The organism is Corynebacterium xerosis NBRC 16721 = ATCC 373 (assembly GCF_001552415.1).
Lineage (GTDB): Bacteria > Actinomycetota > Actinomycetes > Mycobacteriales > Mycobacteriaceae > Corynebacterium > Corynebacterium xerosis.
Map to the genome: position 1 here is coordinate 230,687 of NZ_BCRD01000004.1, position 23,430 is coordinate 254,116.

At 70.6% G+C, this 23,430-nt stretch carries 23 protein-coding genes and 4 tRNA genes; 21 read left to right on the forward strand and 6 right to left on the reverse strand.

Annotated elements, in window-relative coordinates; genetic code table 11:
- The first annotated feature begins 171 nt into the window (after positions 1-171).
- The 5 genes from ccsB (at position 172) to rfbA (ending at position 4,356) form a co-directional block, all read left to right on the forward strand.
- Positions 172-1,242 (forward strand): c-type cytochrome biogenesis protein CcsB, encoded by a 1,071-nt coding sequence (ccsB, locus tag CX1_RS08295; RefSeq protein ID WP_046651136.1) that lies wholly within the window; start codon positions 172-174, stop codon positions 1,240-1,242.
- Complete coding sequence (locus tag CX1_RS08300) at positions 1,242-1,622, forward strand: hypothetical protein (RefSeq protein ID WP_046651135.1); 381 nt, start codon at positions 1,242-1,244, stop codon at positions 1,620-1,622. The genes ccsB and CX1_RS08300 overlap by 1 nt, the downstream gene beginning before the upstream one ends.
- A gap of 104 nt (positions 1,623-1,726) precedes the next feature.
- Positions 1,727-2,749 carry a dTDP-glucose 4,6-dehydratase gene (gene rfbB / locus CX1_RS08305; RefSeq protein ID WP_046651134.1) on the forward strand — a complete coding sequence of 341 codons (1,023 nt, stop codon included), beginning with the start codon at positions 1,727-1,729 and terminating at the stop codon, positions 2,747-2,749.
- A gap of 28 nt (positions 2,750-2,777) precedes the next feature.
- The gene (locus CX1_RS08310; protein ID WP_046651133.1) at positions 2,778-3,473 is read left to right on the forward strand and encodes a dTDP-4-dehydrorhamnose 3,5-epimerase family protein; all 696 of its coding nucleotides are present in this window, start codon (positions 2,778-2,780) and stop codon (positions 3,471-3,473) included.
- Positions 3,474-3,480: 7 nt separating this feature from the next.
- Positions 3,481-4,356 (forward strand): glucose-1-phosphate thymidylyltransferase RfbA, encoded by an 876-nt coding sequence (gene rfbA / locus CX1_RS08315; protein WP_046651131.1) that lies wholly within the window; start codon positions 3,481-3,483, stop codon positions 4,354-4,356.
- A gap of 221 nt (positions 4,357-4,577) precedes the next feature.
- Here rfbA and CX1_RS08320 read toward each other — a convergent pair whose 3' ends face one another.
- Positions 4,578-5,030, reverse strand: coding sequence for a hypothetical protein (locus CX1_RS08320; RefSeq protein WP_046651129.1), 453 nt, complete (start codon positions 5,028-5,030; stop codon positions 4,578-4,580).
- 43 nt (positions 5,031-5,073) lie between these two features.
- Here CX1_RS08320 and CX1_RS12080 point away from each other — a divergent pair, with 43 nt between their 5' ends.
- Positions 5,074-5,433 (forward strand): DUF4229 domain-containing protein, encoded by a 360-nt coding sequence (locus CX1_RS12080; protein ID WP_240452478.1) that lies wholly within the window; start codon positions 5,074-5,076, stop codon positions 5,431-5,433.
- A gap of 81 nt (positions 5,434-5,514) precedes the next feature.
- Here the strand turns inward: CX1_RS12080 and CX1_RS08330 are convergent, their stop codons facing one another.
- Positions 5,515-6,420 carry a 1,4-dihydroxy-2-naphthoate polyprenyltransferase gene (locus CX1_RS08330; RefSeq protein WP_060925520.1) on the reverse strand — a complete coding sequence of 302 codons (906 nt, stop codon included), beginning with the start codon at positions 6,418-6,420 and terminating at the stop codon, positions 5,515-5,517.
- A complete protein-coding gene (locus CX1_RS08335; protein WP_060925521.1) occupies positions 6,417-7,835 on the reverse strand; it encodes an AMP-binding protein in 1,419 nt (472 codons plus the stop codon). Before CX1_RS08335 ends, CX1_RS08330 begins: the two co-directional genes overlap by 4 nt.
- A 282-nt stretch (positions 7,836-8,117) precedes the next feature.
- Here CX1_RS08335 and CX1_RS08340 point away from each other — a divergent pair, with 282 nt between their 5' ends.
- On the forward strand, positions 8,118-8,990 hold the full coding sequence (locus CX1_RS08340) for a S1 family peptidase (RefSeq protein ID WP_052753303.1): 873 nt from the start codon (positions 8,118-8,120) through the stop codon (positions 8,988-8,990).
- A gap of 151 nt (positions 8,991-9,141) precedes the next feature.
- Here the strand turns inward: CX1_RS08340 and CX1_RS08345 are convergent, their stop codons facing one another.
- On the reverse strand, positions 9,142-10,098 hold the full coding sequence (locus CX1_RS08345) for a 1,4-dihydroxy-2-naphthoyl-CoA synthase (RefSeq protein ID WP_046651124.1): 957 nt from the start codon (positions 10,096-10,098) through the stop codon (positions 9,142-9,144).
- A gap of 56 nt (positions 10,099-10,154) precedes the next feature.
- On the opposite strand from CX1_RS08345, the gene CX1_RS08350 reads away from it, so the two are divergent.
- Positions 10,155-11,243, forward strand: coding sequence for an o-succinylbenzoate synthase (locus tag CX1_RS08350; protein WP_046651123.1), 1,089 nt, complete (start codon positions 10,155-10,157; stop codon positions 11,241-11,243).
- 78 nt (positions 11,244-11,321) lie between these two features.
- Here the strand turns inward: CX1_RS08350 and CX1_RS08355 are convergent, their stop codons facing one another.
- Positions 11,322-12,317 (reverse strand): type IV toxin-antitoxin system AbiEi family antitoxin domain-containing protein, encoded by a 996-nt coding sequence (locus tag CX1_RS08355; RefSeq protein ID WP_146780666.1) that lies wholly within the window; start codon positions 12,315-12,317, stop codon positions 11,322-11,324.
- 509 nt (positions 12,318-12,826) lie between these two features.
- Between CX1_RS08355 and menD the strand changes: the two genes are divergently transcribed.
- From menD to CX1_RS08375, 4 genes are read left to right on the forward strand one after another with little or no spacing between them, the layout of a single operon-like run.
- Positions 12,827-14,497 (forward strand): 2-succinyl-5-enolpyruvyl-6-hydroxy-3-cyclohexene-1-carboxylic-acid synthase, encoded by a 1,671-nt coding sequence (menD, locus tag CX1_RS08360; protein WP_060925541.1) that lies wholly within the window; start codon positions 12,827-12,829, stop codon positions 14,495-14,497.
- The gene (locus CX1_RS08365; RefSeq protein WP_244465507.1) at positions 14,498-15,085 is read left to right on the forward strand and encodes a DUF3592 domain-containing protein; all 588 of its coding nucleotides are present in this window, start codon (positions 14,498-14,500) and stop codon (positions 15,083-15,085) included.
- 11 nt (positions 15,086-15,096) lie between these two features.
- Positions 15,097-16,251, forward strand: coding sequence for a glycosyltransferase family 4 protein (locus CX1_RS08370; RefSeq protein WP_046650899.1), 1,155 nt, complete (start codon positions 15,097-15,099; stop codon positions 16,249-16,251).
- Between the two features lie 9 nt (positions 16,252-16,260).
- A complete protein-coding gene (locus CX1_RS08375) occupies positions 16,261-16,950 on the forward strand; it encodes a demethylmenaquinone methyltransferase (RefSeq protein WP_060925522.1) in 690 nt (229 codons plus the stop codon).
- Positions 16,951-17,004: 54 nt separating this feature from the next.
- On the opposite strand, the gene CX1_RS08380 is transcribed toward CX1_RS08375, so the two are convergent.
- Positions 17,005-18,285: a geranylgeranyl reductase family protein gene (locus tag CX1_RS08380; RefSeq protein ID WP_046650882.1), complete on the reverse strand. Its 1,281-nt coding sequence runs from the start codon at positions 18,283-18,285 to the stop codon at positions 17,005-17,007.
- A gap of 232 nt (positions 18,286-18,517) precedes the next feature.
- Between CX1_RS08380 and CX1_RS08385 the strand changes: the two genes are divergently transcribed.
- The 9 genes from CX1_RS08385 to rplA all read left to right on the forward strand — a co-directional run bounded on the left by CX1_RS08385 (position 18,518) and on the right by rplA (position 23,201).
- Positions 18,518-19,567, forward strand: coding sequence for a polyprenyl synthetase family protein (locus CX1_RS08385; RefSeq protein ID WP_046650881.1), 1,050 nt, complete (start codon positions 18,518-18,520; stop codon positions 19,565-19,567).
- A gap of 104 nt (positions 19,568-19,671) precedes the next feature.
- Positions 19,672-19,754 (forward strand) — tRNA-Tyr (locus tag CX1_RS08390).
- 248 nt (positions 19,755-20,002) lie between these two features.
- Positions 20,003-20,078 (forward strand) — tRNA-Thr (locus CX1_RS08395).
- 52 nt (positions 20,079-20,130) lie between these two features.
- Positions 20,131-20,204, forward strand: a tRNA-Met gene (locus CX1_RS08400).
- 76 nt (positions 20,205-20,280) lie between these two features.
- Positions 20,281-20,353 (forward strand) — tRNA-Trp (locus CX1_RS08405).
- Between the two features lie 38 nt (positions 20,354-20,391).
- Entirely contained in the window at positions 20,392-20,703 is a 312-nt protein-coding gene (gene secE / locus CX1_RS08410) for a preprotein translocase subunit SecE (RefSeq protein WP_046650880.1), read from the forward strand.
- A 114-nt stretch (positions 20,704-20,817) separates the two neighbouring features.
- Positions 20,818-21,738 (forward strand): transcription termination/antitermination protein NusG, encoded by a 921-nt coding sequence (nusG, locus tag CX1_RS08415; protein WP_046650879.1) that lies wholly within the window; start codon positions 20,818-20,820, stop codon positions 21,736-21,738.
- A 200-nt stretch (positions 21,739-21,938) separates the two neighbouring features.
- Positions 21,939-22,376, forward strand: a complete 438-nt coding sequence (gene rplK / locus CX1_RS08420) for a 50S ribosomal protein L11 (protein WP_046650878.1) — start codon at positions 21,939-21,941, stop codon at positions 22,374-22,376.
- Between the two features lie 108 nt (positions 22,377-22,484).
- Positions 22,485-23,201, forward strand: coding sequence for a 50S ribosomal protein L1 (gene rplA, locus CX1_RS08425; protein WP_046650876.1), 717 nt, complete (start codon positions 22,485-22,487; stop codon positions 23,199-23,201).
- Positions 23,202-23,430: the final 229 nt, after the last annotated feature.

Consider the following 23,430-nt stretch of genomic DNA (forward strand, 5'->3'; position numbering starts at 1 on the left):
GCCGTCATCGGCCTGAAACGGCGGGTTTGACGACGTGGCGTCGTCAAGCCCGCCGTTCGCCATCGCGGGACCGGCCTGCGACGATGCCCCCGGGGGTTGGGGTTTCGGGCGGTGCGCGACTACGGTCATACCCGATCGCACGAACCCCCGAACATGCTTGGAGCGGCCCCGATGCCCGTCAACCAGACACTGGCGCAGTACTCCGATTGGTCCTATTTCTCGGCCTTCGCGCTGTACGCGCTGGCGCTGCTGCTGTCCATCGCCTACTACGTGCGCCGCCTGTCGGCGTTGGAGGCCCGGGCGGAGGCCCGCGCCGGGATGGTGGGCGAGAAGGTGCTCGTCGGCTCGGGCGCCTCCGCCGACTCCGCGGACTCCGTTACTGATGCGGGCCGGGGCGGGGACCCGGTCACGGGCACGGGGTCCATCCCGGACACCTACGACGCCAACGAGCACGACCCGGAGGCCGTCGCCGCGAAGTTCCGCAAGGCCGCGTCCATCGGCGCGATGGCCGAGATGGTCGTCTACATCGGCGTTGCCGTGCACCTGGCGTCGGTGGTCCTGCGCGGCCTGTCCGCCGAGCGTTTCCCGTGGGGCAATCTGTACGAGTACATCTCGGTGTTCAGCCTGTTCGCCATGGTCATAGCGGCCGTGGTCCTGCGCCGCAACGAGATGCGCATCTTCTGGCCCTGGCTGCTGACCCCGGTCGCGGCGCTGATGTTCTACGGCGGCACCTCGCTCTACGCCGAGTCCGCGCCGGTCGTGCCCGCGCTGCAGTCCTTCTGGTTCCCCATCCACGTGTCCACCGTCTCCATCGGCGGCGGCATCTTCCTGGTCTCCGGCATCGCCTCGCTGCTGTACCTGCTGCGCATCAAGCAGCCGAAGGGGCGGGAGAAGGGTTTCTTCGGCAAGCTGGCCATGCCGCTGCCGGCCGCGAAGACCCTCGACGCCATCGCGTACCGCACCGCCATCTGGGCGTTCCCGCTGTTCGGCCTGGGCGTCGTGTTCGGCGCCATCTGGGCCGAGGTCGCCTGGGGCCGTTTCTGGGGCTGGGACCCGAAGGAGACCGTGTCCTTCGTGACGTGGATCGTCTATGCCGGTTACCTCCACGCCCGCGCGACGTCGGGTTGGCGCAACGCCGCGGCCGCGTGGATCAACATCCTCGGCTTTGCGACGATGGTGTTCAACCTCTTCTTCATCAACATGGTCGTCTCCGGCCTGCACTCCTACGCCGGCCTGAACTGATGCGCGCGAACAACAAGGGCTCCCTGACGCTGGGCGCGTTCCTGTTCCTGATCGGCCTGTTCTTCACCGTGTTCGCCCCCGGCGGGCTCGGCGAGGTGACCATGGTCGCCGGCGTGGCCATGATCCTCGCGGCGTTCGCGCCGATCGACGTGATCCGGCGCTTCGGCACCAAGCGCGCCCTGTACGCGGCCCTGGGCCTGGTGGCCCTGGGCTCGGTGCTGACCATCGCCGACTGGTCCGACAACTCCCCGGCCTGGGTGGAGGTCGCCGGCGGCGCCCTGTTCCTCGCCGGCGTGCTGATCATGACCATCTACGCCACCGCTCCGAAGGATCCCACCGGGGCGTCCGCGCCCCAGCCCGATCGGATGGGGCGGCCCTAGGGTCCACGATCCACCCCTGCCGTCTCCACCGCCGCCGACGCATCGCCGTCGGCGGCGGTTTTTCTTCTCTCGGGGTGATCCGGGCTGCGGGGTACGGTGGTCGCATGCGCATCCTCGTCACCGGCGGCGCCGGTTTCATCGGCTCGAACTTCGTGCTGCGGACCCTGGCCACCCGGCCGGACGTCGACGTCACGGTGCTGGATTCCTTCACCTACGCGGCGAACTCGGACAGCCTCCGCGAGGTTCCGGGGAACCCGGATTCGCCCTACGTCTGCGACGTCGTCGCCGGGGATGTCCGGGACGCCGAACTGGTCGACGGCCTCGTCGCAAAGCATGATGCCGTCGTGCATTTCGCGGCCGAGTCGCACAACGACAATTCGCTGCGCGACGCCGACCCGTTCGTCGGCTCCAACGTCGTGGGCACCGTCACGCTGCTCAAGGCATGCGCGAAGCACGACGTTCGGCTGCACCACATCTCCACCGACGAGGTCTTCGGGGACCTCGCGCTCGATGACCCGGCGCGCTTCACCCCGCAGACGCCGTACAACCCGTCGAGCCCGTATTCGGCGTCGAAGGCGGCGGCCGACCATTTCGTGCGCGCGTGGGTGCGCAGCTTCGGGCTGGCGGCGACCATCAGCAACTGCTCGAACAACTACGGGCCGCGGCAGCACCCGGAGAAGTTCATCCCCCGCCAGATCTGCGGGCTGCTGCGCGGCCGCGAGCCGCGGCTGTACGGCACCGGCGACAACGTGCGCGATTGGATCCACGTCGACGACCACAACGACGCCGTGTGGGCCATCCTCGACCGCGGCGCCATCGGTGCCACGTACCTCATCGGCGCCGACGGCGAGCGCGCCAACATCGACGTCGTCGGCGACCTGCTGGAGGTCTTCGGCCGCGGCCGCGACGAGTTCGTCCACGTCACCGACCGTCCCGGCCACGACCGCCGCTACGCCATCGATCCGTCGTCGATGGAGGGTCTCGGCTGGGAGCCCGCCTACCGCGACTTCCACGCCGGACTGGCCGCCACCGTCGACTGGTACCGGGCCAACCCGGGGTGGTGGGCCGCGGCGTACGACGCCGCCGAGGCCGGGTACGCGCGCGTCGAAAAGCCGATCGCGCCCTGACGCCCGCCCGGGCCCTAGACTCGGACCCATGACGCAGGGCACCGACAAAGCCACCTTCCAGCCGACCGCCATCCCGGGCGTGCACGTTTTCGAGCCGATCATCCACGGCGACGCGCGCGGTTCGTTCCACGAGTGGTTCAAGGCCGACGCGTTCATCGACGCCACCGGCTACCCGTTCATCCCCGAGCAGGCGAACATGAGCGTGTCCGCCGCCGGCGTCGTCCGCGGCCTGCACTTCGCCGACGTGCCGCCGGGGCAGGCGAAGCTGATCACGTGCCCGGCCGGCCGCGTGCTGGACGTCATCGTCGACGTGCGCCGCGGGTCGCCGACGTTCGGCGAGGTGCTCACCGTGGAGCTGGAGGCCGGGTCGCGGCGGGTGGTGCACGTGCCGGTGGGCGTCGCGCACGGTTTCATTTCGCTTGCCGACGACTCCGTCCTGACGTACCTCACCTCCACCGGCTACGACCCCGAGATCGAACGGGCGGTGTCGATCCTGGACCCGGAGCTGGGCATCGACGTGGAGGGGATTCTCGCCGGTGCCCGCGAAGGCGGGGAGGTGGGCGTCGTCAAGCCGATCCTGTCGGACAAGGACGCCGCGGCCCCCACCATCGCCGAATTCGAATCCGCCGGCGGTTCCCTGCCGGACTGGGACGACTGCCGCGCGATGGAAAACGAGCTGCGCGACGAGTGGGCGATGGCCAACGAGGACGTCGGGGAGGCGTGAGTCCGCGATGAAGGGCATCATTCTGGCCGGCGGCACGGGGTCGCGGCTGTGGCCGATCACGAAGGCCGTGAGCAAGCAGCTCGTGCCGGTGTACGACAAGCCGATGATCTACTACCCGCTGTGCACGTTGATGCTGGCGGGGATCAGGGACATTCTGATCATCACCACGCCCGAGGATGCGCCGCAGTTCACGCGGCTGCTCGGCGACGGCTCCGACTTCGGCGTCAACCTGACCTACGCGGAGCAGGACGAGCCGCGCGGCCTGGCGGAGGCGTTCATCATCGGCGCCGACCACATCGGCGATGAGCCGGTGGCGCTCGTGCTCGGCGACAACATCTTCTACGGCGCCGGTCTGGGCACCCAGCTGCGGCGGTTCCGCGAGCCCGGGGGAGGGGCGATCTTCGCGTACTGGGTCGCCGACCCGACGGCGTATGGCGTGGTTGATTTCGACGAGTCGGGGATGGCCACCGGCCTGCAGGAAAAGCCGGCCGATCCGCGGTCGAATTTCGCGGTGCCGGGCCTGTATTTCTACGACGCCGACGTGGTGGACATCGCGCGGGGGCTCGAGCCGTCGGCGCGCGGGGAGCTGGAGATCACCGACATCAACCGCGCGTACCTGGAGCAGGGGCGCCTGAAGGTGGAGATCCTGCCGCGCGGCACGGCGTGGCTGGACACCGGCACCGTCGACATGCTCATGGCCGCAGGCGATTTCGTGCGGACCATCGAGCAGCGCCAGGGCCTGAAGATCGGTTGCCCCGAGGAAGTCGCCTGGCGCATGGGCTGGCTTTCCGACGACGACCTCGAGCAGCGCGGCCGTGACCTGGCGAAGTCCGGCTACGGCGCCTACCTGCTGCAGCTGCTCGAGCGCGGCAAGAACGTGTAGGTCGCGGCGCGGCGCCCGCGGTCGGCGATAGCCGGCTTCGGTTGACGGCAGCTGACCGCAGCCGCGCGCAACAGAGCGCAACTCCAGCAACGCGGGCCCCAAAAGCCAGAAAGTCGCCCAAAGCGGGACACTGTGGCCGCGTAAAAGTCCAGGTCGCGGTCTCTGCGGGTGTCTCGTTCTGGGCGATTGTCGGAAATTTGAGGCAGGTGTGACTCCGCGAACTAAGCGTCGTCGGAGTTCGGCGGGGTGTCCCCGGGCTCGGGGCCCTCGGGGCCCTCGGGACCCTTGACGTTGCCGGTGCCGTCGGCGCCGCGCGCATTTCGGCGCTGCTCCTCCGCACGCCGGCGATCACGCTCGGCCTCGGCGGCACGCTCGCGGGCGCGCTGCTCGTCGAAGCGCTGCTTTTCCAGGCGCCAGAGGAAGTCCTCGTCATCGTCGGGGCCCTTGATGCGCGGCTGCCCGAGGTTCGCTCGGTCGCCGCGGCCACCGCGACCGATGCCGCCGAGCCCACCGGGACGTCCACCACCCAGGGCACCGCCTCGCCCGCCCCCGAGCGCTCCGGGACCGGCCATGCCGCTGCGGCCCGTGCCCTTGCCCCAGGTCCCGGGGCCGAACGCGCGCCACACCAGCACGATCACGACGATGATCAGGATCAGAATCAGCAAACGACCCACCTCGCACCTCCTACGTCAATCCAGGATACGTAGAGTGTCACGTGTGAGTGACAATGCGAAGCAGAACCCCGGCACCGGCACCGGCACCGGCGCTCCCGACCAGGACGCGCACCGCGCGCAACGCAACCAGGCGTTCAAGGACGTCTTCTGGTACGGCCTTGCCCGGCTGATGCTGTTCCTCGTGGTGTTCGCGGTGCTCGTCGGAATCATCGTGCTGTTCGAGATCCAGGTCCCGCTGGCCATCCTCGCCGTTCTGGCGCTGATCGTGGCCATGCCGGCGTCGGTGTTCCTGTTCCCCAAGCTGCGCACCCGCGCCAACGAGGGCGTTGCGGTGTGGGACTCCAACCGCCGCGCGCACAAGGAATACGTGCGCCGGCAGCTCGCGGAGCGCGAGTCGATGTAGCGATCGCGCCGTGCGGTCGCCCACGGAGGCTGCGCGCGGTCGCGCACGGAGGGCGTGCGCGCCCGTCTAACCCAGCGCGGACTAACCCAGCGCGAGCGCCAGGGCCGTGACCACGGCCCACAGCAGCATGGCCCGGCCGGCCATCCCCAGCACGGGGATGAGCGCCGGGCCCTTCGCGTTCCCGGTCACGGGCCGCGAGGCGACGAAAATCAGGGGCGCGGCCACCAGCCCCGCCAGCGCCCACGGGGTGGCGAAAGCCAGCGCCACGGACGCGACCAGGGGAGTGCAGGCCAGCGCGACCCACGCCTTGCGGGTGCCGGCGTCGCCGAGGCGCACGGCCAGCGTCACCTTGCCGGCCTCGGTGTCGGAGGGGATGTCGCGCAGGTTGTTGGCCAGGTTCACCGACGCGGAGATCGCGCCGACGGCCACCGCCGCGACGACGCCGGGCCAGCTGATCCGCCCGGACTGGGTGAACTCGGTGCCGAGCACCGCGACGAGCCCGAAGAACACGAACACCGCCACCTCACCGAGGCCCCGGTAGCCGTAGGGGTTCTTCCCGCCGGTGTAGAACCACGCGCCGGCGATGCACGCCGCGCCGACGAGCACCAGCCACCACGCGCTGAGCAACGCCAACGCCAGTCCCGCGACGGCCGCGACGCCGAAGCACGCGAATGCGGCGGCCTTGACGCGCTTCGGCGGCACCAGGCCGGACCCGGTCAGGCGCAGCGGCCCGGAGCGGTCGTCGTCGGTGCCGCGCACGCCGTCGGAGTAGTCGTTGGCGAAGTTCACGCCGACGATCAGCGCCCACGCCACCAGCAGCGCCAGGGCGGCGCGGCCCCAGGCGACGTCGGAGTGGTGGGCCGCCGCGCCGACGCCGGCGACGACGGGCGCGAAGGCGTTGGCCCACGTGTGCGGGCGCGCCCCTTCCATCCAGTCCGCGAAGGTCGCGGGGCGGTCGGCGGGGCGGGGGGTGGTGCGGTCGGTCATTCGGACATCATCCCCCATCGCGCCGCGAGGGTCGCGGCCAGGCCCGTGCGGTCCAGCTTTCCGCTGGGCAGGGTGGGCAGTTGCTTGACGACGAACACCGCCCTCGGAACCTGGTGCTTGTCCAAGACAGGGGCGAGACGCGCGCGGAGGTGTTCTTCGATGGCACCGGTGTCGGCGGCGGAGGGATCGGGAGGTGTCGCGCCGGGCGAGGGGGAATCGGCGTCGTGGAGCGTGACCGCGGCGACGACGGCGTGGCCGAGTTCCGGGTGCGGCACGCCGACGACGGCCGCCGCGGCGACGTCGCCGAGCGAGGTCAGCGCGTCCTCGATGGGGCCGGGGAGGAATTTCAGGCCGCCGGAGATGATGACGTCGTCCATGCGCCCGAGCACGCGCAGCACCGGGCCACCGCCAGGACCGCCCGGGTCGCTTGAGTCGGACGAGTCGGCGGTGCCACCGGAGTGGTCGAAGCTGCCCGCGTCGGAGGTGCGGAACACGCCGTCGGCGAGGTCGGGATCGTCGACGTTGCGGTACCCGCGGGAGACCATGGGGCCGGACACGACGATGCGGCCGGGGCCCGCCTTGCCCGGGGTGACCCCTCCCGGAGTTGCCCCGCGGGGGCTTTCCTCGCTGCGGTCCTTGCCGCGGCCCCCACTGCAGCCCTCCGTGCCGTCGCCATGACCGTCGCCATAGCCGTCGCCGTCGCCATCGGCGATGGAGATGTCCGCGCCATCGAGGGGACGACCGTCGTAAACCGTGCCACCGGAAGTTTCGGAGGATCCGTAGCTGGTCAGCGCGGTCACCCCGGCCGCGCGGGCCCGGCGCAGCAGTTCGGGGGACGTGGCCTGCCCGCCGACCAGTACCCCGTCGAGGGAGGCCAGCGCCGCAGTGGCCTCCGCGTTGCCGAGGATGCGGCCCAACTGCAGGGGAACGATGGAGGTGTAGCGGCGTCGCCCGGACATCGCCGCGATGGCGTCGGCCAAGGAGGAGGGGCGGAAGCCGTCGGAAAGCTCCATGGCGACGGGAACCTCGCCGGCCCGCAACGTCCGCAGCAGCACCTGCAGCCCCGCGATGTGCGACGGCGGCGTGGCCAGCAACCACTGACCCGGGCCACCGAGACGGGCGTGCGTGGCGTCGATGGACGCGCGGAGGTTCGCGGCCGTGAGCATCGCCCCCTTGGGGGTGCCTGTAGAGCCGGACGTGCAGGCGACGATGGCGACGTCGGCGTCGATGGGATCGCCGGCGCGCTGGGTGCGGGCCAACAGCTCCGCGCGGGCCGGGTCATCGGCGGGCACGGGCAGCAGCGAAACTTTCCCGTCGAGTGCATGGGCCAAGGTCGGGACGGCTTCCAGGGCACGGAGGCCCGGCCACATGGGCAACAGGTCGAGTCGATGCGTAACGGTGTCGTGGGCGTTCACGATTGTCAGGGTAGGTGCACGCCCCATTCGCGGTGAGCGTCGCCGCCGGGTAAATTGCCGGGTGAATGCCGCTCCCCTCTTTCGCTTTCGGGGGCGGGCCCATATGCTCGATACAGTTTCGACGGATCCGCCACGGACGTCGGTAAGTTGTCGGCGCAACGGCGCCACGATGCCGGCGAACGCTCGGTGAAGTCGCCACACGTGGCCCCGTGGGTCGCATGGCTTCGGTCCGTCCCCTCGGGGCGGGCCGAGACAATGAACAACCAAGTGAAGGAATCACGCATGCTCCGTCGCGTCACCACGTCCGTCATCGCGGCCGCCGCCCTCATCGGCGTCGCCGCCGCTCCGGCCAACGCCCTCATCTTCGGCACGAACGAGGGCCCGGAGAGCGAGCGTGGCGCGGTCGTCCGCGTGCACATGCTCACCGAGGGCGGCGTCGCCGAGTGCACCGGCACCGCCGTTTCCGCGCAGTGGGTGCTCACCGCCCAGCACTGCATCGAAGGCTTGGCCACCGATGATCAGGGCCGCATCTCCGGAATGATCACCACCGGCGAGGGCGCCCTGGGCTCCGAGTTCGTGCGCTCCCACCAGGTCAACGCCGTCGCCAATGCCTACGAGGCCGACAACGCCAACGGCGACGTCGCGCTGATCCACGTCACCGAGCCGATGGACGTCACGCCCGCCGAGATCAACTACGGCGACGTCGTCGGCCAGCCCGGCACCGCCTACGGCTGGTCCACCCTGGGCACCGGCGCCACCGGCACCCTGCCTGGCACCGCCATCAACGTCGAGGGCAAGGACGTGCATCCGCTGTACGAGCCGAGCCAGGCGTACCTGACCACCTCGACCCGCCCCGCCCAGCTGCAGCAGGGCGACTCCGGCGGACCGCTGTTCGTCGATGGCAAGGTCGCCGGCGTCCTGTCCGTGGGCGTCGGATCCCTGTTCAACCCGGTCGAGATCTCCGCGACCTACATGCACTCCAAGCTGGAGGGCCTGCAGGGCTGGGTCGATGCGACCGTCGCGACCAACCCGGACGCGGAGCCCGGCGAGCTGCCCGAGGTTACCCCCGGCGGCATCGGCCAGCTGATCCCGCAGCTGCCGATCGTGCCCGGCTCGCCCGAGCTCATCGACATCGTGGGCATCGACTTCCTGTAAGTCGCACCTTCCCCGAGCGGAACGAAGAACCCGCCGCAGGCCATGTCATGTGGCCCGCGGCGGGTTCCGCGTTTGTGGGTCGCCCACCGGTTGGCGGGCCGTCGTCACGCTACAACGGCCCCGCCCCCCCCGAGATCCGGGCCCCGCCCCGTCAGTAGTAGAAGGGGAAGTCGTCCCAATCAGGGTCGCGCTTTTCCAGAAAAGCGTTCTTGCCCTCGACGGCCTCGTCGGTCATGTACGCCAGTCGCGTGGCCTCGCCGGCGAAGACCTGCTGGCCCATCAGCCCATCGTCGGTGAGGTTGAACGCGAACTTCAGCATCCGCTGCGCTGTCGGCGACTTGCCGTTGATCGCGCGGCCCCACTCCACGGCGACGTCCTCCAGCTCGGCGTGGCCGACGACCTCGTTGACCGCGCCCATGCGCTGCATCGTCTCGGCGTCGTACGGGCGGCCCAGGAAGAAGATCTCGCGCGCGAACTTCTGGCCCACCTGCTTGGCCAGGTACGCCGACCCGTAGCCCGCGTCGAAGGAACCCACGTCGGCGTCGGTCTGCTTGAAGCGGGCGTGCTCGCGCGACGCGAGCGTCAGGTCGGCGACCACGTGCAGCGAATGCCCGCCGCCGGCCGCCCACCCGTTGACCACTGCGATGATCACCTTCGGCATGGTGCGGATCAGCCGCTGCACCTCCAGGATGTGCAGGCGGCCGCCCTCGACCTTCACGCGGGCCTCGTCGACGGAATCGGCGGTGGCGCCCTCGACGTTGGAATCATGCGACGTGGCGTACTGGTAGCCGGAACGGCCGCGGATGCGCTGGTCGCCGCCCGAGCAGAACGCCCAGCCGCCGTCCTTGGGGGAGGGGCCGTTGCCGGTCAGCAGCACCACGCCCACGTCCGGCGTGCGGCGCGCGTGGTCCAGCGCGCGGTACAGCTCGTCGACCGTGTGCGGGCGGAAGGCGTTGCGCACCTCGGGGCGGTCGAACGCGATGCGGACGATGCCGTTGGCCCGGCCCTCGCCGGCGTGGCGGTGGTACGTGATGTCGGTGAGGTCCTCGAACCCCGGCACGGCGCGCCACTGGTCGGCGCGGAACGGATTGGCGGTTGAATCGGTCATGGGCCCAGGTTATCGGGTGACCCGGGCCACGCGCCGGGGCATGGCACGATGGGCCCATGCACCGCCCCGACGCCAGCGACGCCCCCGGCCAGTCCGCCCCGCCCGCCCTGCCCGGCCTCTCCGAGCTCATCGACCGCTCCCGCGTGGTCGCTTTGCCGCTGCGCACGCGTTTCCGTGGCGTGGAGGTCCGCGAGGTCATGCTTTTCGACGCCCCCGGCGGCTGGGTCGAGTGGTCGCCTTTCCCGGAGTACGGCGCGGAGGAGGCCTCCCGGTGGCTGCGGTGCACGCTCGAGATGGGCTGGGGCGCGCCGCCGGAACCGCTGATCGACTCCGTGGAAGTCAACGCCACCATCCCGGCGGTCGATGTGGCGGCGGACGGGGAGATCGTCGCAAAGCTGCTGGAACGCTACCCCGGCTGCACGACCGTGAAGGTCAAGGTCGCCGAAGCGGGGCAGACGCTGGCCGATGACGTCGCCCGCGTCGACGCCGTCCGCGCCTGGTTCGACGAGCGGCACATCCTCCCGCGCGTGCGCGTCGACGCCAACGGCGGCTGGACCCCCGACGAGGCCATCGCCGCCGTCGGTGCCTTGACCCGCAGCGGGCCGCTGGATTACGTCGAACAGCCCTGCCGCACCGTCGACGAGCTCGCGCACGTCCGCGGGACCCTGCAGCGCTCGGGGATCTTCGCGAGGGTCGCCGCCGACGAGCTGATCCGCAAGGCCGGCGATCCGTTGGCGGTGGTGCGCGCCGGCGCCTGCGATGTCGCGGTGGTCAAGGCCGCACCGTTGGGCGGCGTCGGCGAGGTGCTGCGCGTCGCCGGGGAGATCGGCCGCTTCGGCGTGCCGATCACCGTCTCGTCGGCCCTGGAGTCGGCGGTCGGCATGGGCGCGGGTCTGCGGGCGGTGGCGGCGTTGCCGTCGCTTTCCGACGACGACGGCATGCACGTCCGCCCCAACGCCGCCGGCCTGGCGACGGGGTCCCTGTTCGCCGTGGACGTCGCCGAGCGACCCATCGTCGACGGGCGCATCGCCGTCGGACCCGTCACGCCGGATGCCGCCGTCCTGGACGAATGCGCCGCACCGGCCGACCGCCGCGACTGGTGGCACCGCCGCCTGGGCGCGGCGCTGGACGTTCTCGGCGGCTAGTCTCGGCGTTTTATCCCGGTGGCGGTTCTCGGCGGCTGATCTCTGTGGTTGATCCCGGCGCCTGATCCCGGCGGGGCCTCACAACGACTGGTGCCAGTCCCACACGGGTTGATCGTCGCTCCTCAGCTCGTTCGGGGTGCGCAGGCGGCGGTGGGCCCGTCGAAAAGCAACCGTGTCCGCGATCTGATCGAGCACCGCCTTCAGCGCGAACATGATGCATGAATCCGTGTACCGCAGCGGCGCCCACCCGCGGCGGAAGGCGTCGTTGGTCTTCCATCGATCGACGATGAACGTGCGGTCCGACGCGTGCGCGCCCTGCGCCGCATGGAACGCCCAACTGTCGATGTCGACCACCGTCCGGCCGTTCGCGATGACCGCGTCCCAGGTGTACGGCCCGATCCGCCGGTTCAGCTCCGCGTCGATGCCGCGCGCCGCCAGGCCCTCCTGCAGCGTCCGCTCGTAACTGCTCGCCGCTCCCGCGGGGGCTCGCCGGGCCAGCGCCCCGATGCGGCGGCGGTCGGTTTTGCCCATCGCCGCCAGATCGCGTGCCAGCAGGTCGTTGCCGCCGATGCCGCGGTACTCGCGGGCGAGGAAAGTGATGATCTGGCCGTCGCTCATCGCGGGCATGGCCGCGGCCGTTGCGGCCGGCGTCGTCACGCGGAGGTCCCCAATGGTGCGGAACGCCTTCACGCGCGTTTCGGACAGCGTCAGCAGGTCGTTGCCCATCGTCGAAGTGCCTTTCGCGACCCGGCCCTGTGCCGGCCATTCCATCGGGCCGTGCCCGTACAGATGAGCGGCCGTTGGGCCGGAGTACACCAGACTCGGGCGGTTGCGGGCGAGAGCGCGCAGGAGGAGGTGGTCATCGGCGGGAGCCCGGACGTAGACGCCGCGCTCCACCCGGTGCAGAAATCGCTCCTCGACGACGCGATTGATGGACCGGGAGTCGAGCCCGATGGTGTTGAGCTGGGCCGTCGTCCAAATTTCGCGCGTGCTCAGCCATTCGCGCACGTCTTTTGCCCGAGTGCTGCTCGCCGGAATCCCCGCACCGTTGTTCGTTTGGTCATGGCGATTCACGGCCCGTTCCCCCGTCCCCGATTGTCTCCGTCAGTCCTCTGATCGTCCCCGGCTGATTTCTCCGGGGTCGAATGCTTGCGTGTACCCCCGTACACCGTCCGCAGAGTAGCGACCCCGTCCGCTTTCGTCCTCTTGAGCCTCTCGGGCCTCTCGAGAAGTGCCATCGGCCGATCGTGCACCTAACCCCGGACGCTTCAGAGATTTGGTGCAACGAAATCGGGGAAGCGTCCGGGGTTAGGTGCAGGCGTGGGGCAGATCGGCACATGGTGCACCTAAGCCCGGACACTTCAGGGATTTGGTGCAACGAAACCGAGGAAGCGTCCGGGGTTAGGTGATGCAAGCCGCGTGCTCGGGGCGGCGACGGGCCCCGCCGGCGCTCCACTAACCTGGGCAGGGTGATGGACGGCAACGACAATGACAGGAATGCGTCCCCCTCGGAGGCAAATGTGGAGGCGCATGCGGAGGCGCGTTCGGTGACCCCCGCGGCGGCTCCTGCGGCCCCCTCGGAGATGGTGGCGGCGCTCATCGTCGACGAGCTGATCCGCTGCGGCACCCGCGAGGCCGTGGTGTGCCCGGGGTCGCGGTCGGCGCCGCTGGCCCGCGCGCTGCTGTCCGCCGAGCGCGCCGGGCGCCTGCGCCTGCACGTCCGCGCCGACGAGCGTTCCGCCGCCTTCCTGGCCCTCGGCCTGGCGGCGGCGACGGGGACGGTGACGCCGGTGGCGGTGACGTCGGGGACCGCGGTGGCGAATCTGCTGCCGGCGATGGTCGAGGCGACGTATTCGGGGGTGCCGTTGATGGCGCTGACGGCCGACCGTCCGGCGTCGTACCGGGGCACGGGCGCGAACCAGACCATCGTCCAGGACCGGCTTTTCGACGACGCCAGCGTCTCCGAGGTCGACGTCGACGGCACGGCGCCGGTCACGGAGTCCGGTGCCCGTGCCCTGCGGGCGCGGGTGGACCGGCTCGTCGCGGCGGCCCTGGCCTCCGGGCGCGGCGGTGCGGTGCACCTCAACGTCCGCCTGGTCGAGCCGCTGGTGCCGGACGACGACGAGCACCTGCCGGAGCTGCCCGCCGGGCGTGGCGACGGCCCGTGGACCGAGCTTCGCCATCTGGCGGCCGGCAAGGCGGGGAACGTGGGCGTCGCAAAGCTCGATCTGGGGAAGAAAACACTGGTAATCGCGGGTTCCGGCGCGCCGGACCTGCCGGCGCTCGCCGACGTGCCCACCATCGCCGAACCGAACGCGCCCGCGCCGGAGACGCCCGTGCATCCGCTGGCGGCGGCGACGTTCGCGCGCGACGACTGCCGTCCGGAGCAGATCGTGGTGCTGGGCCGGCCCACGCTGCACCGCGGGGTGGCGCGGCTGCTGGCCGACCCGCGCATCGACGTCACGGTGGTGGCCGCCGGCGACGATTACCCGGACGTCAGCGCCAACGCCCGGCGCGTGGTCGCGGCGGTCGAGGTCTCCGGCGAGTGCCCGGACCAGTGGCTCGACGTGTGCGAGGCGGCCTCCGAGTTGGGCGCCTCCGCCGTGCGCGAGGTGCTGGGCGAGACGGCCGACGAGTTGACCGGCCTGCACGTCGCCGCCGCGGTGGCCGACAGCCTGCGCACGGGCGAGCAGCTGGTGCTGGGCGCGTCGAATCCGGTGCGCGACGCGTCGTGGGCGGGGCTGCCGTTCCCGGGCGTCGACGTCCATGCCGGGCGCGGGGCGGCGGGCATCGACGGCACGGTGGCCACCGCCGTCGGCGTCGCGCTGGCCCGCGACCGTGCGCACGCCGACGAGATCCGCCCGCCGCGCACGCTGGCGCTGATGGGCGACCTGACCTTCCTGCACGACGCCGGCGCGCTGAACATCGGGCCCGCCGAGCCGCGCCCGGAGTCGCTGACCATCGTGGTGGCCAACGATTCCGGCGGCGGCATCTTCGAGACCCTCGAGGCGGGTGCACCCGCGTTGCGGGGCGGCTTCGAGCGCGTTTTCGGCACTCCGCACACGGTGGACATCGCGGCTCTGTGCGACGCGTACGGGGTCGTCCACGAGGAGACCGCCGACCTCGGGGATCTGCTGGCCCTGCTGCACCCGGACACGGACGTGGACGGGATCCGGGTCATCGAGGTCACGACGTCGCGGGCGGGGCGCAGGGAGCTTCACGACGGCCTGGCGCGGAAAGCGGCTCTGGGTTAAATGTCGCAGCGGCCGAGGGGAGAAGAGGCGGGTGCCGCCGACGTGACCGGTGCCGGGGGCCGGTCCGGCGGGCCGGGCACGACGACGCCGGGTACGACGACGCGGGATCGCCCGGGGTTCCGCCGCGGGTGGCCGCGGCGGCTGCGCCAGCTGATCCTGTTCCTGCTGATCTGCCTGTTCGTCGTCGCCGGCGGTCTCGTCTACGGGAGTTGGGCGGACGACCGGGCGATCGAGTCGGACACCGGGCGGGCGGTGGCGGCGGTGCGGCACGTGGGGGTGTTGCGCACGGCCGTGGACTTCATCGACGAAACCGGCGAGTTCCGGTCGCCGCCGACGGGGCTGCTTTTCCCCGTCGGGTTGGAGGAGGGGCAGCGGGTGCGCGTCGAATACGACCGCGCCGAGCCCGAGCGGGTGCGCGTGGAGGGCAGGCGGTGGACGCTGTCGGTCGTTCCGGCGCTGAGCATCATCGTCGTGGGACTGATCATCGCGGCGCCGCTGTGGTGGCTGAGCATCAGGGCCACCAGGCGTTCACTTGATGATCCCGCAACCGTTACCCCGGCGACACCGCGAGGTGAGGTGGGGATGTGATGGTGGAGCGCATGCGAGTTGCGATTGTGGCGGAGAGTTTCCTCCCGAACATCAACGGCGTGACCAATTCGGTCCTCCGGGTGCTGGAGTACCTGGCCGACCATGGGCATGAGGCGCTGGTGATCGCCCCTGGCGCGAGACCCTTCCAGGAGGAGCACGAGACCTACCGGGGATTCCGCATCGAGCGGGTGCCCACGGTCATGGTGCCGATGGTCGATTCCCTGCCCATCGGCGTCCCCGAGGCCCGCATGGCCGCGATCCTGGCCAAGTTCAAGCCGGACGTGGTGCACCTGGCCTCGCCCTTCGTCCTCGGCGCGGCGGGCGCGTTCACCGCGAAGACGCTGCGCATCCCCGCCGTGGCGGTGTACCAGACCGATGTCGCGGGCTTCGCCAAGAACTACAAGTTGGCGGGACTGTCGACGGCCGCGTGGGCCTGGACCCGGGTCATCCACAACGCCTGCGCACGCACCCTCGCGCCCTCGTCGCCGACCATCGCCGACCTGGACCGCCACCGCATCCGCAACGTGCACAAGTGGGGCCGCGGCGTCGACGCCGTGCGCTTCCACCCGTCGAAGCGGTCGGCGGCGCTGCGCAAGCTGTGGAGCCCGGAGGGCAAGCCGATCGTGGGCTACGTCGGCCGCCTGGCCGCGGAGAAGTCCGTGGAGCGCCTGGCGGGGATCGCCGCGCGCGGCGACGTGCAGGTGGTCGTCGTCGGCGATGGGCCGGAGCGCCCCGAGCTGGCCGCGATGATGCCCGGCGCAGTGTTCACCGGGCAGCTGACCGGCGAGGAACTGGCGCAGGCGTTCGCCAGCCTGGACCTGTTCGTCCACACCGGGGACTTCGAGACGTTCTGCCAGGCGGTGCAGGAGGCCCACGCCTCGGGCGTGCCCGCCATCGCCCCCAATGCGGGCGGCCCGCGCGACCTGATCACCCCGGGCGTCAACGGGGACCTGTTGGACCCGGAGACCTTCGAGCGGGAGCTGCCGGCGGCCGTCGCAAAGCTGACGTTCCCGGGTGAGCCCGAGCGCGCCGAAGCCATGCGCGACGTCTGCCGCGACACGGTCCGGCAGCGCACCTGGTCGGCCCTGTGCGACCAGCTCATGGACCACTACGCCGCCGTCAGCGGCACGCACCCGGGTTCCTTGCGCGGCCGCGCGGTCGCGTAGCCTGGCGGGGTGGCTAGGGCAGATCTGGGCAAGGACCCCCGCGACGTCGCGACGATGTTCGACGGCGTCGGCAAGAACTACGACATCACCAACACGGTGCTCAGCGCCGGCATCGACGCGCACTGGCGCCGCGAAACCGGGCGCCGCCTCGACCTGGCCCCGGGGGAGCTGGTCCTGGACCTCGCCGCCGGAACGGCCGTGTCGACCGTGGAGCTGTCGAAGTCCGGGGCGACCGTCATCGCCTGCGACTTCTCCCGCGGCATGCTCGCCGCCGGCGCCCACCGCGACGTGCCGAAGGTCTGCGGCGACGGCATGGACCTGCCGTTCCCCGACGGCACCTTCGATGCGGTGACCATCAGCTTCGGCCTGCGCAACATCCATGACTTCCGCGCCGGGCTGCGCGAAATGGCCCGCGTCACCCGCCCCGGCGGCCGGTTGACCGTGTGCGAGTTCTCCACCCCGACGGTGCCGGTGTTCTCCACGCTGTACAAGGAGTACCTGATGCGGGCACTGCCGGCGGTGGCCAAGGCAGTGTCCTCGAACCCGGACGCGTACGTCTACCTCGCCGAGTCCATCCGCGCCTGGCCCGGCCAGGACGAGCTCGCCCGCGAAATCAACCGCAACGGCTGGGCCGAATGCGGGTGGCGCAACATGACCTTCGGCATCGCCGCCCTGCACTCGGCGATCAAGCCGGCGTAGGGGCGGGCGCCGCCATCACGTCGGTTTGTCCGTCGTGCGCGGCGCAGCCGGCGGTCAGCTCCAGGGACCGCGGGAATCCAGCGCCAGCGACGCGCGGCCGGCGGCCCGCCACAGTCGGGCGGTGAGATCGCGGTCGTCGTCCGTCACGAGGTTGCCCATCAACCGCGCGGCCGCACCCATGACCGCGTCGCCCCACGGTGCGCCGAGCGTCACCGGTCCGCCGGCCGGCAGCAACCACGGCACGGTCAAGCCCGCCGCGAGCCGTCGGGCCAGCGAGAACGCCTCGCCGTAGTGATCGCGCAGCATCGCGGGCCACGAATGCTCCAGCCCGGCCGGATCGCCCGCGACGTCGCACATCAGGCCGACGGCCAGCCGCGCCGACTCCATGCCGTAGTCGATGCCCTCGCCGTTGAGGGGGTTGACCAGTGCCGCGGCGTCGCCGAGCAGCGCCCAGTTCGGGCCGGCGACGTGGCTGACCGCGCCGCCCATCGGCAGCAGCGCCGACGTCACCGACTCCGGCTCGCCCAGGCCCCACTCGTCGCGGACCTGCCCGGCGTAGTGGTGCAGCAGCTTCTTCACGTTGACTTTCGCGGGCCGCGCGGACGTCGCCAGCGCGCCGCAGCCCAGGTTCACGCGGCCCTCGCCCAACGGGAAGATCCACCCGTAGCCCGGCTGCACGGTGCCGTCGGCGTCGCGAAGCTCCAGGTGCGAGTGGATCCACTCCTCCTCGCGAGTGGTGTCGCAGTACGACCGCGCGGCAACGCCGAACACCGAGTCCCGGTGCCACACCCGTCCCAGTTGCTTGCCGACGGGACTGCGCACCCCATCGGCGACCAACAGCCATTTCACGGCGACGCGGTGGGCCGAACCGTCGTGAAGCCGAACCGACACGGCGGCGACGCTGCGGCCCGGGCCCCGCTCCACCGACGTGACCGGGCACCCGTCGAGGAGTTCCGCGCCGCGCGACACCGCATGGTCGACGAGCATCGAATCGAAAATGGTGCGCGGGACCGCCGAACCCTCTGCGGGAAACGCGCCCTCCGGCCATGGCGCCGTGACCGAACCGCCGAAGCCGTGCAGCTTCAGCCCGCGGTTGCGGGTGCGGGACCGCACGGCATCGGCGACGCCCAGGCGTTCCAGCTCCGCGATCGCGCGCGGCGTCAGGCCATCGCCGCAGGTCTTGTCCCTGGGAAACGTCTGCGCATCGACCAGCAGGACGTCCAGCCCGCGATCGGCCGCATGGGCGGCGGCGGCCGCGCCCGTCGGGCCCGCGCCGATCACGACGACGTCGGCGCTGGACCGGGGACGCTGGGGGCTGGGCGACGGGGAGCTCATGGTGGACAAGGCTATACGGGCCCGGGCGGCCGAACGGGGTGGGGGAGACGGTCGACGCGGGGCCGGATGATGGGGCATGGGCGACGGTGGATTACGGTATGTTCGGCATATCCACAGGTTCGGCGCGGGCTTCGCCCGGGCGGCCGACGGGGCGCCCGAGCCGACGGCAGGACCCGCCGCGGCGGCGCGCGACGGACGAACCGACGACGACCCGAATCGAGGCAGGACCCGAATGCGTAACGGCGCAACCCGCGTTTCCGACGCACCGAGCATCCAGCGGACCGGCGGCGAACGCGTCGCCAGCGTCGAACTCGGCGATGCCGAGCTCGAACGCGTCGTCACCCGGGGCATGCGCGCCAGCGAGGACCTGCTGACCACCGAACTCAGCCGCGGCGAGGAATTCCTCGTCGAGCACGTCCGCCACCTCGCCGACGCCGGCGGGAAGCGCTTCCGCCCCATGTTCGCCATGCTCGCCGCCCAGTTCGGCCCCGAACCGGAAGCGGACAACGTCATCACCGCCGCGACCGTCATCGAGATGACGCACCTGGCCACGCTGTACCACGACGACGTCATGGACGAGGCCGACATGCGCCGCGGCGTCCCGTCCGCCAACGCCCGCTGGTCGAACTCGGTGGCCATCCTCTCCGGCGACTACCTCTTCGCCACCGCCTCCCGCCTGCTCGCGCGGCTGGGCGCCGACACCGTCGCCCATTTCGCCCAGACCTTCGGCGAACTGGTCACCGGCCAGATGCGCGAATCCATCGGCTGCCCCGACGGCGCCGACGAAGTCGAGCATTACCTCCAGGTGATCCGCGAGAAGACCGGCGTCCTCATCGCCTCGTCCGGCTACCTCGGCGCCCTGCACGCCGGTGCCGACGACGAGACCGTCGAGGCGTTGTCCCGCTATGGCGGGCTGGTCGGCCTGGTCTTCCAGATCGTCGACGACATCATCGACATCGCCTCGGATTCGGCGCAGTCCGGCAAGAACCCGGGCACCGATCTCCGAGAGGGCGTCTTCACCCTGCCGGTGCTCTACGCCCTGCGCGAGGAGGGGCCCGTGGGCGATCGCCTGCGCGACATCCTCGTCGGCCCCGTCACCGACGAGGCCCTGCTGCAGGAGGCCCTCGAGCTGCTCGAGCGCTCCACCGGCCCCGCCCGGGCCCTGGCGCTCGTCCGCGACCTGGTGGCCGAGGCCGACGGTGTCATCGCCGGCCTGCCGGACATCCCCGCCAAGGCGGCGCTGCGCCACGTGGCGGAGTACACCGTCGAGCGCGTGGGCTGATCGTTCCGCCACGCTCCGGCGAGGGCGCACTTTGGCCTTCGACCTGCTGATTTGGAGCCCCGGGAAGTACTGGGTAGCATTCTTTTCGCACCCACGGGGTGTACGCCAGATTGCCCGAGCGGCCAAAGGGAACGGACTGTAAATCCGTCGGCTTTTGCCTTCGATGGTTCGAATCCATCATCTGGCACAGTTTCGACCGGCGCCCGGATCACCCAGTGATCCGGGCGCCGGTCTTTTGCGTGCGTCCGCCGGCCTGCGTCCGCTCACGTGCGATGGGCTTGTGGTGGGCCCGGAAAGACCACGTTTCCCGGAGCTGTTTTTTCGGGGTTGGCCTGCGGATTTGTGTATGTCATCGGGGTCGGGTTAGTCTTTCTCTCGGCTTCGCAGGGAGCGCCCGAGGGTCCACAAGACCGCAAGCGCGAACTTTGTCGCCATGCCCCCTTAGCTCAGTCGGCAGAGCGTTTCCATGGTAAGGAAAAGGTCGACAGTTCGATTCTGTCAGGGGGCTCCATTCTTTTGTCCGGCGCCTGCTTTCCGGCCCGCGCCGGCGCGGAAGAATCTGGGGCGATGTAGCTCAGATGGTGAGAGCGCACGACTCATAATCGTGAGGTCGGGGGTTCGATCCCCCCCATCGCTACTGGTGACCACGTTCACCATCCCCGGCTAGCCCTCGTGCTAGGGTGGGAAACCGTCGCGCGGTCTTCGCGCGACGAAGGGGCGTAGCTCAATTGGCAGAGCAGCGGTCTCCAAAACCGCAGGTTGCAGGTTCAAGTCCTGTCGCCCCTGCAATACCCCTTACGCCGGACACCCCCTCGAGGAGAGACGTGGCAGAGGAAAAGAGCACCACCGCAGCAGCGCGGCCCACGGGCAAGCGTCAGGTTTCCGGTGCCCCCGCCACCGCGGCGCGAGACAGCCGCCCCGTCAAGCGAAACGACGAGGAAAAGCTCGGCACCCGCAACCCGGTGACCTTCGTCAAGCAGGTCATCTCCGAGCTGCGCAAGGTCATCTGGCCCACCGGCAAGCAGATGGTCGTCTACACCATCGTCGTCCTCCTGTTCCTCGTCTTCATGGTGGCGCTGGTGTGGGGCGTCGACGCCCTCGCCGGAATGGGCATTCAGTCGATTTTCGGCGGCTAGGGTATACTCCTCGTCAACGATGTTTCATCCCGCCACCGCGCCACGCGGTAGGCGGGATTAACTTTTGCACGACAGGCACAGCGTGACACGCACAGACTGGAAGGGTCGCACCGAATGAACGACGGTCAGAACATCTTCTCCGACGCCGAGGGCTCGACCGGCCCCATCGGCGACGCCATCATCGACGCCGCCAAGGAGGCCGCGGAGACCGACGTCGACGCCGGCGCCACGGCCGCCGCCGAGGGCGCGGGCCAGGACGCCGCCGAGGGCCTCGAGGGGGCCGGCGCGACCGAGCAGGCCGCCGACGCCGTCGCCGAAGGCGCCGAGGGCCAGGGCGTGGAGGACCAGGCCGACGGCGAGGCCGGGGGAGAGGCCGAAGAGGTCGACCCCGAGGCCGAGTACCGCCAGCGCCTGCGCGAATTCCAGCGCGAGCTCAAGCGCCGCCCCGGCGACTGGTACATCATCCAGTGCTACTCGGGCTACGAGAACAAGGTGAAGACCAACCTGGAGATGCGCGCCCAGACCCTGGGCGTCGAGGAGCAGATCCACGAGGTCATCGTTCCCATCGAAGAGGTCCAGGAGCGCAAGGACGGCAAGCTCAAGACCGTCAAGCGCAAGCTGCTGCCGGGCTACGTGCTGGTCCGCATGTCCCTGGACGACCCGTCCTGGTCCGTCGTCCGCGACACCCCGGGCGTCACGTCCTTCGTCGGTTCCGAGGGCCACCCGACCCAGGTGAAGATCCGCGAGGTAGCCAAGTTCCTGATGCCGAAGGAGACCGTCACCGCCGACGCCGCCCAGCAGGGCGACGCCGCCGAACTGTCCGTCGCCTCCGCGCCGAAGGTCGAGGACGACAAGGTCGCCGTCGATTACGAGGTCGGCGAGTCCGTCACCATCCTCTCCGGCCCCTTCGCGTCCGTCGCGGCCACGATCTCCGAGATCGACGCCTCCACCGGCCGCATCAAGGCCCTGGTGTCCATCTTCGGCCGCGAGACCCCGGTCGAGCTGGGCCTGGACGAGGTCGAGAAGCTCACCTAGTCGCCGCCGGGAGTCCGCCTTCCGACGATTTGGGTCGGCGGCCCCGCTGCAGGTAATCTGATTCGTCGCGCGCCAACACGGCGCGCGACGAATTTTTTCATCCCCGGTGGCTGGCCGTGCGCGGTCGGCATCCGGACGGGTGGCCGCAGGCCCCGGCATCACGGCGGCGGCGCGCCCGGTAACAAGGAAGAAGGTCCCCGATGCCTCCGAAGAAGAAGAAGCTCCAGGCAGTCATCAAGCTGCAGATCCAGGCCGGTCAGGCCAACCCGGCCCCGCCGGTCGGCCCGGCCCTGGGCGCCCACGGCGTCAACATCATGGAGTTCTGCAAGGCGTACAACGCCGCCACCGAGAACCAGCGCGGCAACGTCATTCCGGTCGAGATCAACGTCTACGAGGACCGCTCGTTCGACTTCGCCCTGAAGACCCCGCCGGCCGCGAAGCTGCTGCTGAAGGCCGCCGGCCTGCAGAAGGGCTCCGGCGTCCCGCACACCGACAAGGTCGGCACCGTGACCATGGACCAATGCCGCGAGATCGCCGAGCAGAAGAAGCCGGACCTCAACGCCAACGACATCGAGGCCGGCGCGAAGATCATCGCCGGCACCGCCCGCTCCATGGGCATCGTCGTCGAGGGCAAGTAACACCGGGCATCACGCCCACCGCCGCCCCGCACCGGGGCGGCGACCATTGACCGTGGCAGGGCCCGCTTCGGCCCGTACCACCACTCCAACGAAACGATTGGATTCACCATGAGCAAGCAGTCCAAGGCATACAAGGCCGCCGCCGAGAAGATCGACGCCGGCCGCGCCTACGCCCCCATCGAGGCCACCAAGCTGGTCAAGGAGACCTCCTCGCAGAAGTACGACGCCTCCGTGGACGTCGCCATTCGCCTGGGCGTCGACCCCCGCAAGGCCGACCAGCTGGTCCGCGGCACCGTCTCCCTGCCGAACGGCACGGGCAAGACCGTCCGCGTCGCCGTCTTCGCCGCCGGCGAGAACGCCACCAAGGCCGAGGAAGCCGGCGCCGACTTCGTGGGCACCGACGAGCTGATCGAGAAGATCCAGGGCGGCTGGACCGACTTCGACGTCGCCATCGCCACCCCGGACCAGATGGCCAAGGTCGGCCGCGTCGCGCGCGTCCTGGGCCCCCGCGGCCTGATGCCGAACCCGAAGACCGGCACCGTGACCCCGGACGTGGCCAAGGCCATCACCGAGGTCAAGGGCGGCAAGATCTCCTTCCGCGTCGACAAGGCGTCGAACCTGCACGCCCTGATCGGCAAGGCCTCCTTCACCGCCGAGCAGCTGGCCGAGAACTACGGCGCCCTGCTCGACGAGCTGCTGCGCCTCAAGCCGTCCGCGGCCAAGGGCAAGTACCTGAAGAAGATCACCCTGTCCTCCACCAACGGCCCGGGCGTCCTCGTGGACTCCTCCGTGGTGAAGAACTACACGGGTGCCGAGGAGGCGTAAGCCCCTCGCGGGATCGTTTTCCCGCCGAAATGCCCGGCTCCGCGCTTCTGCGCGGGGCCGGGTTTTTTCATTGCGGCGCCGCCGCGGTGCCGAGCGGTTTTCGATGGCCGGGCCCATGTCAGGCCCCGATCCGGAGTTCATTCGGGTCGCCCGACCGGACCGCCGGAACGCCGGCGCGGGCCGCTTTTGCCCGATTCCGGCCCCGCGGGGAACCGGCGCCGATATCGTT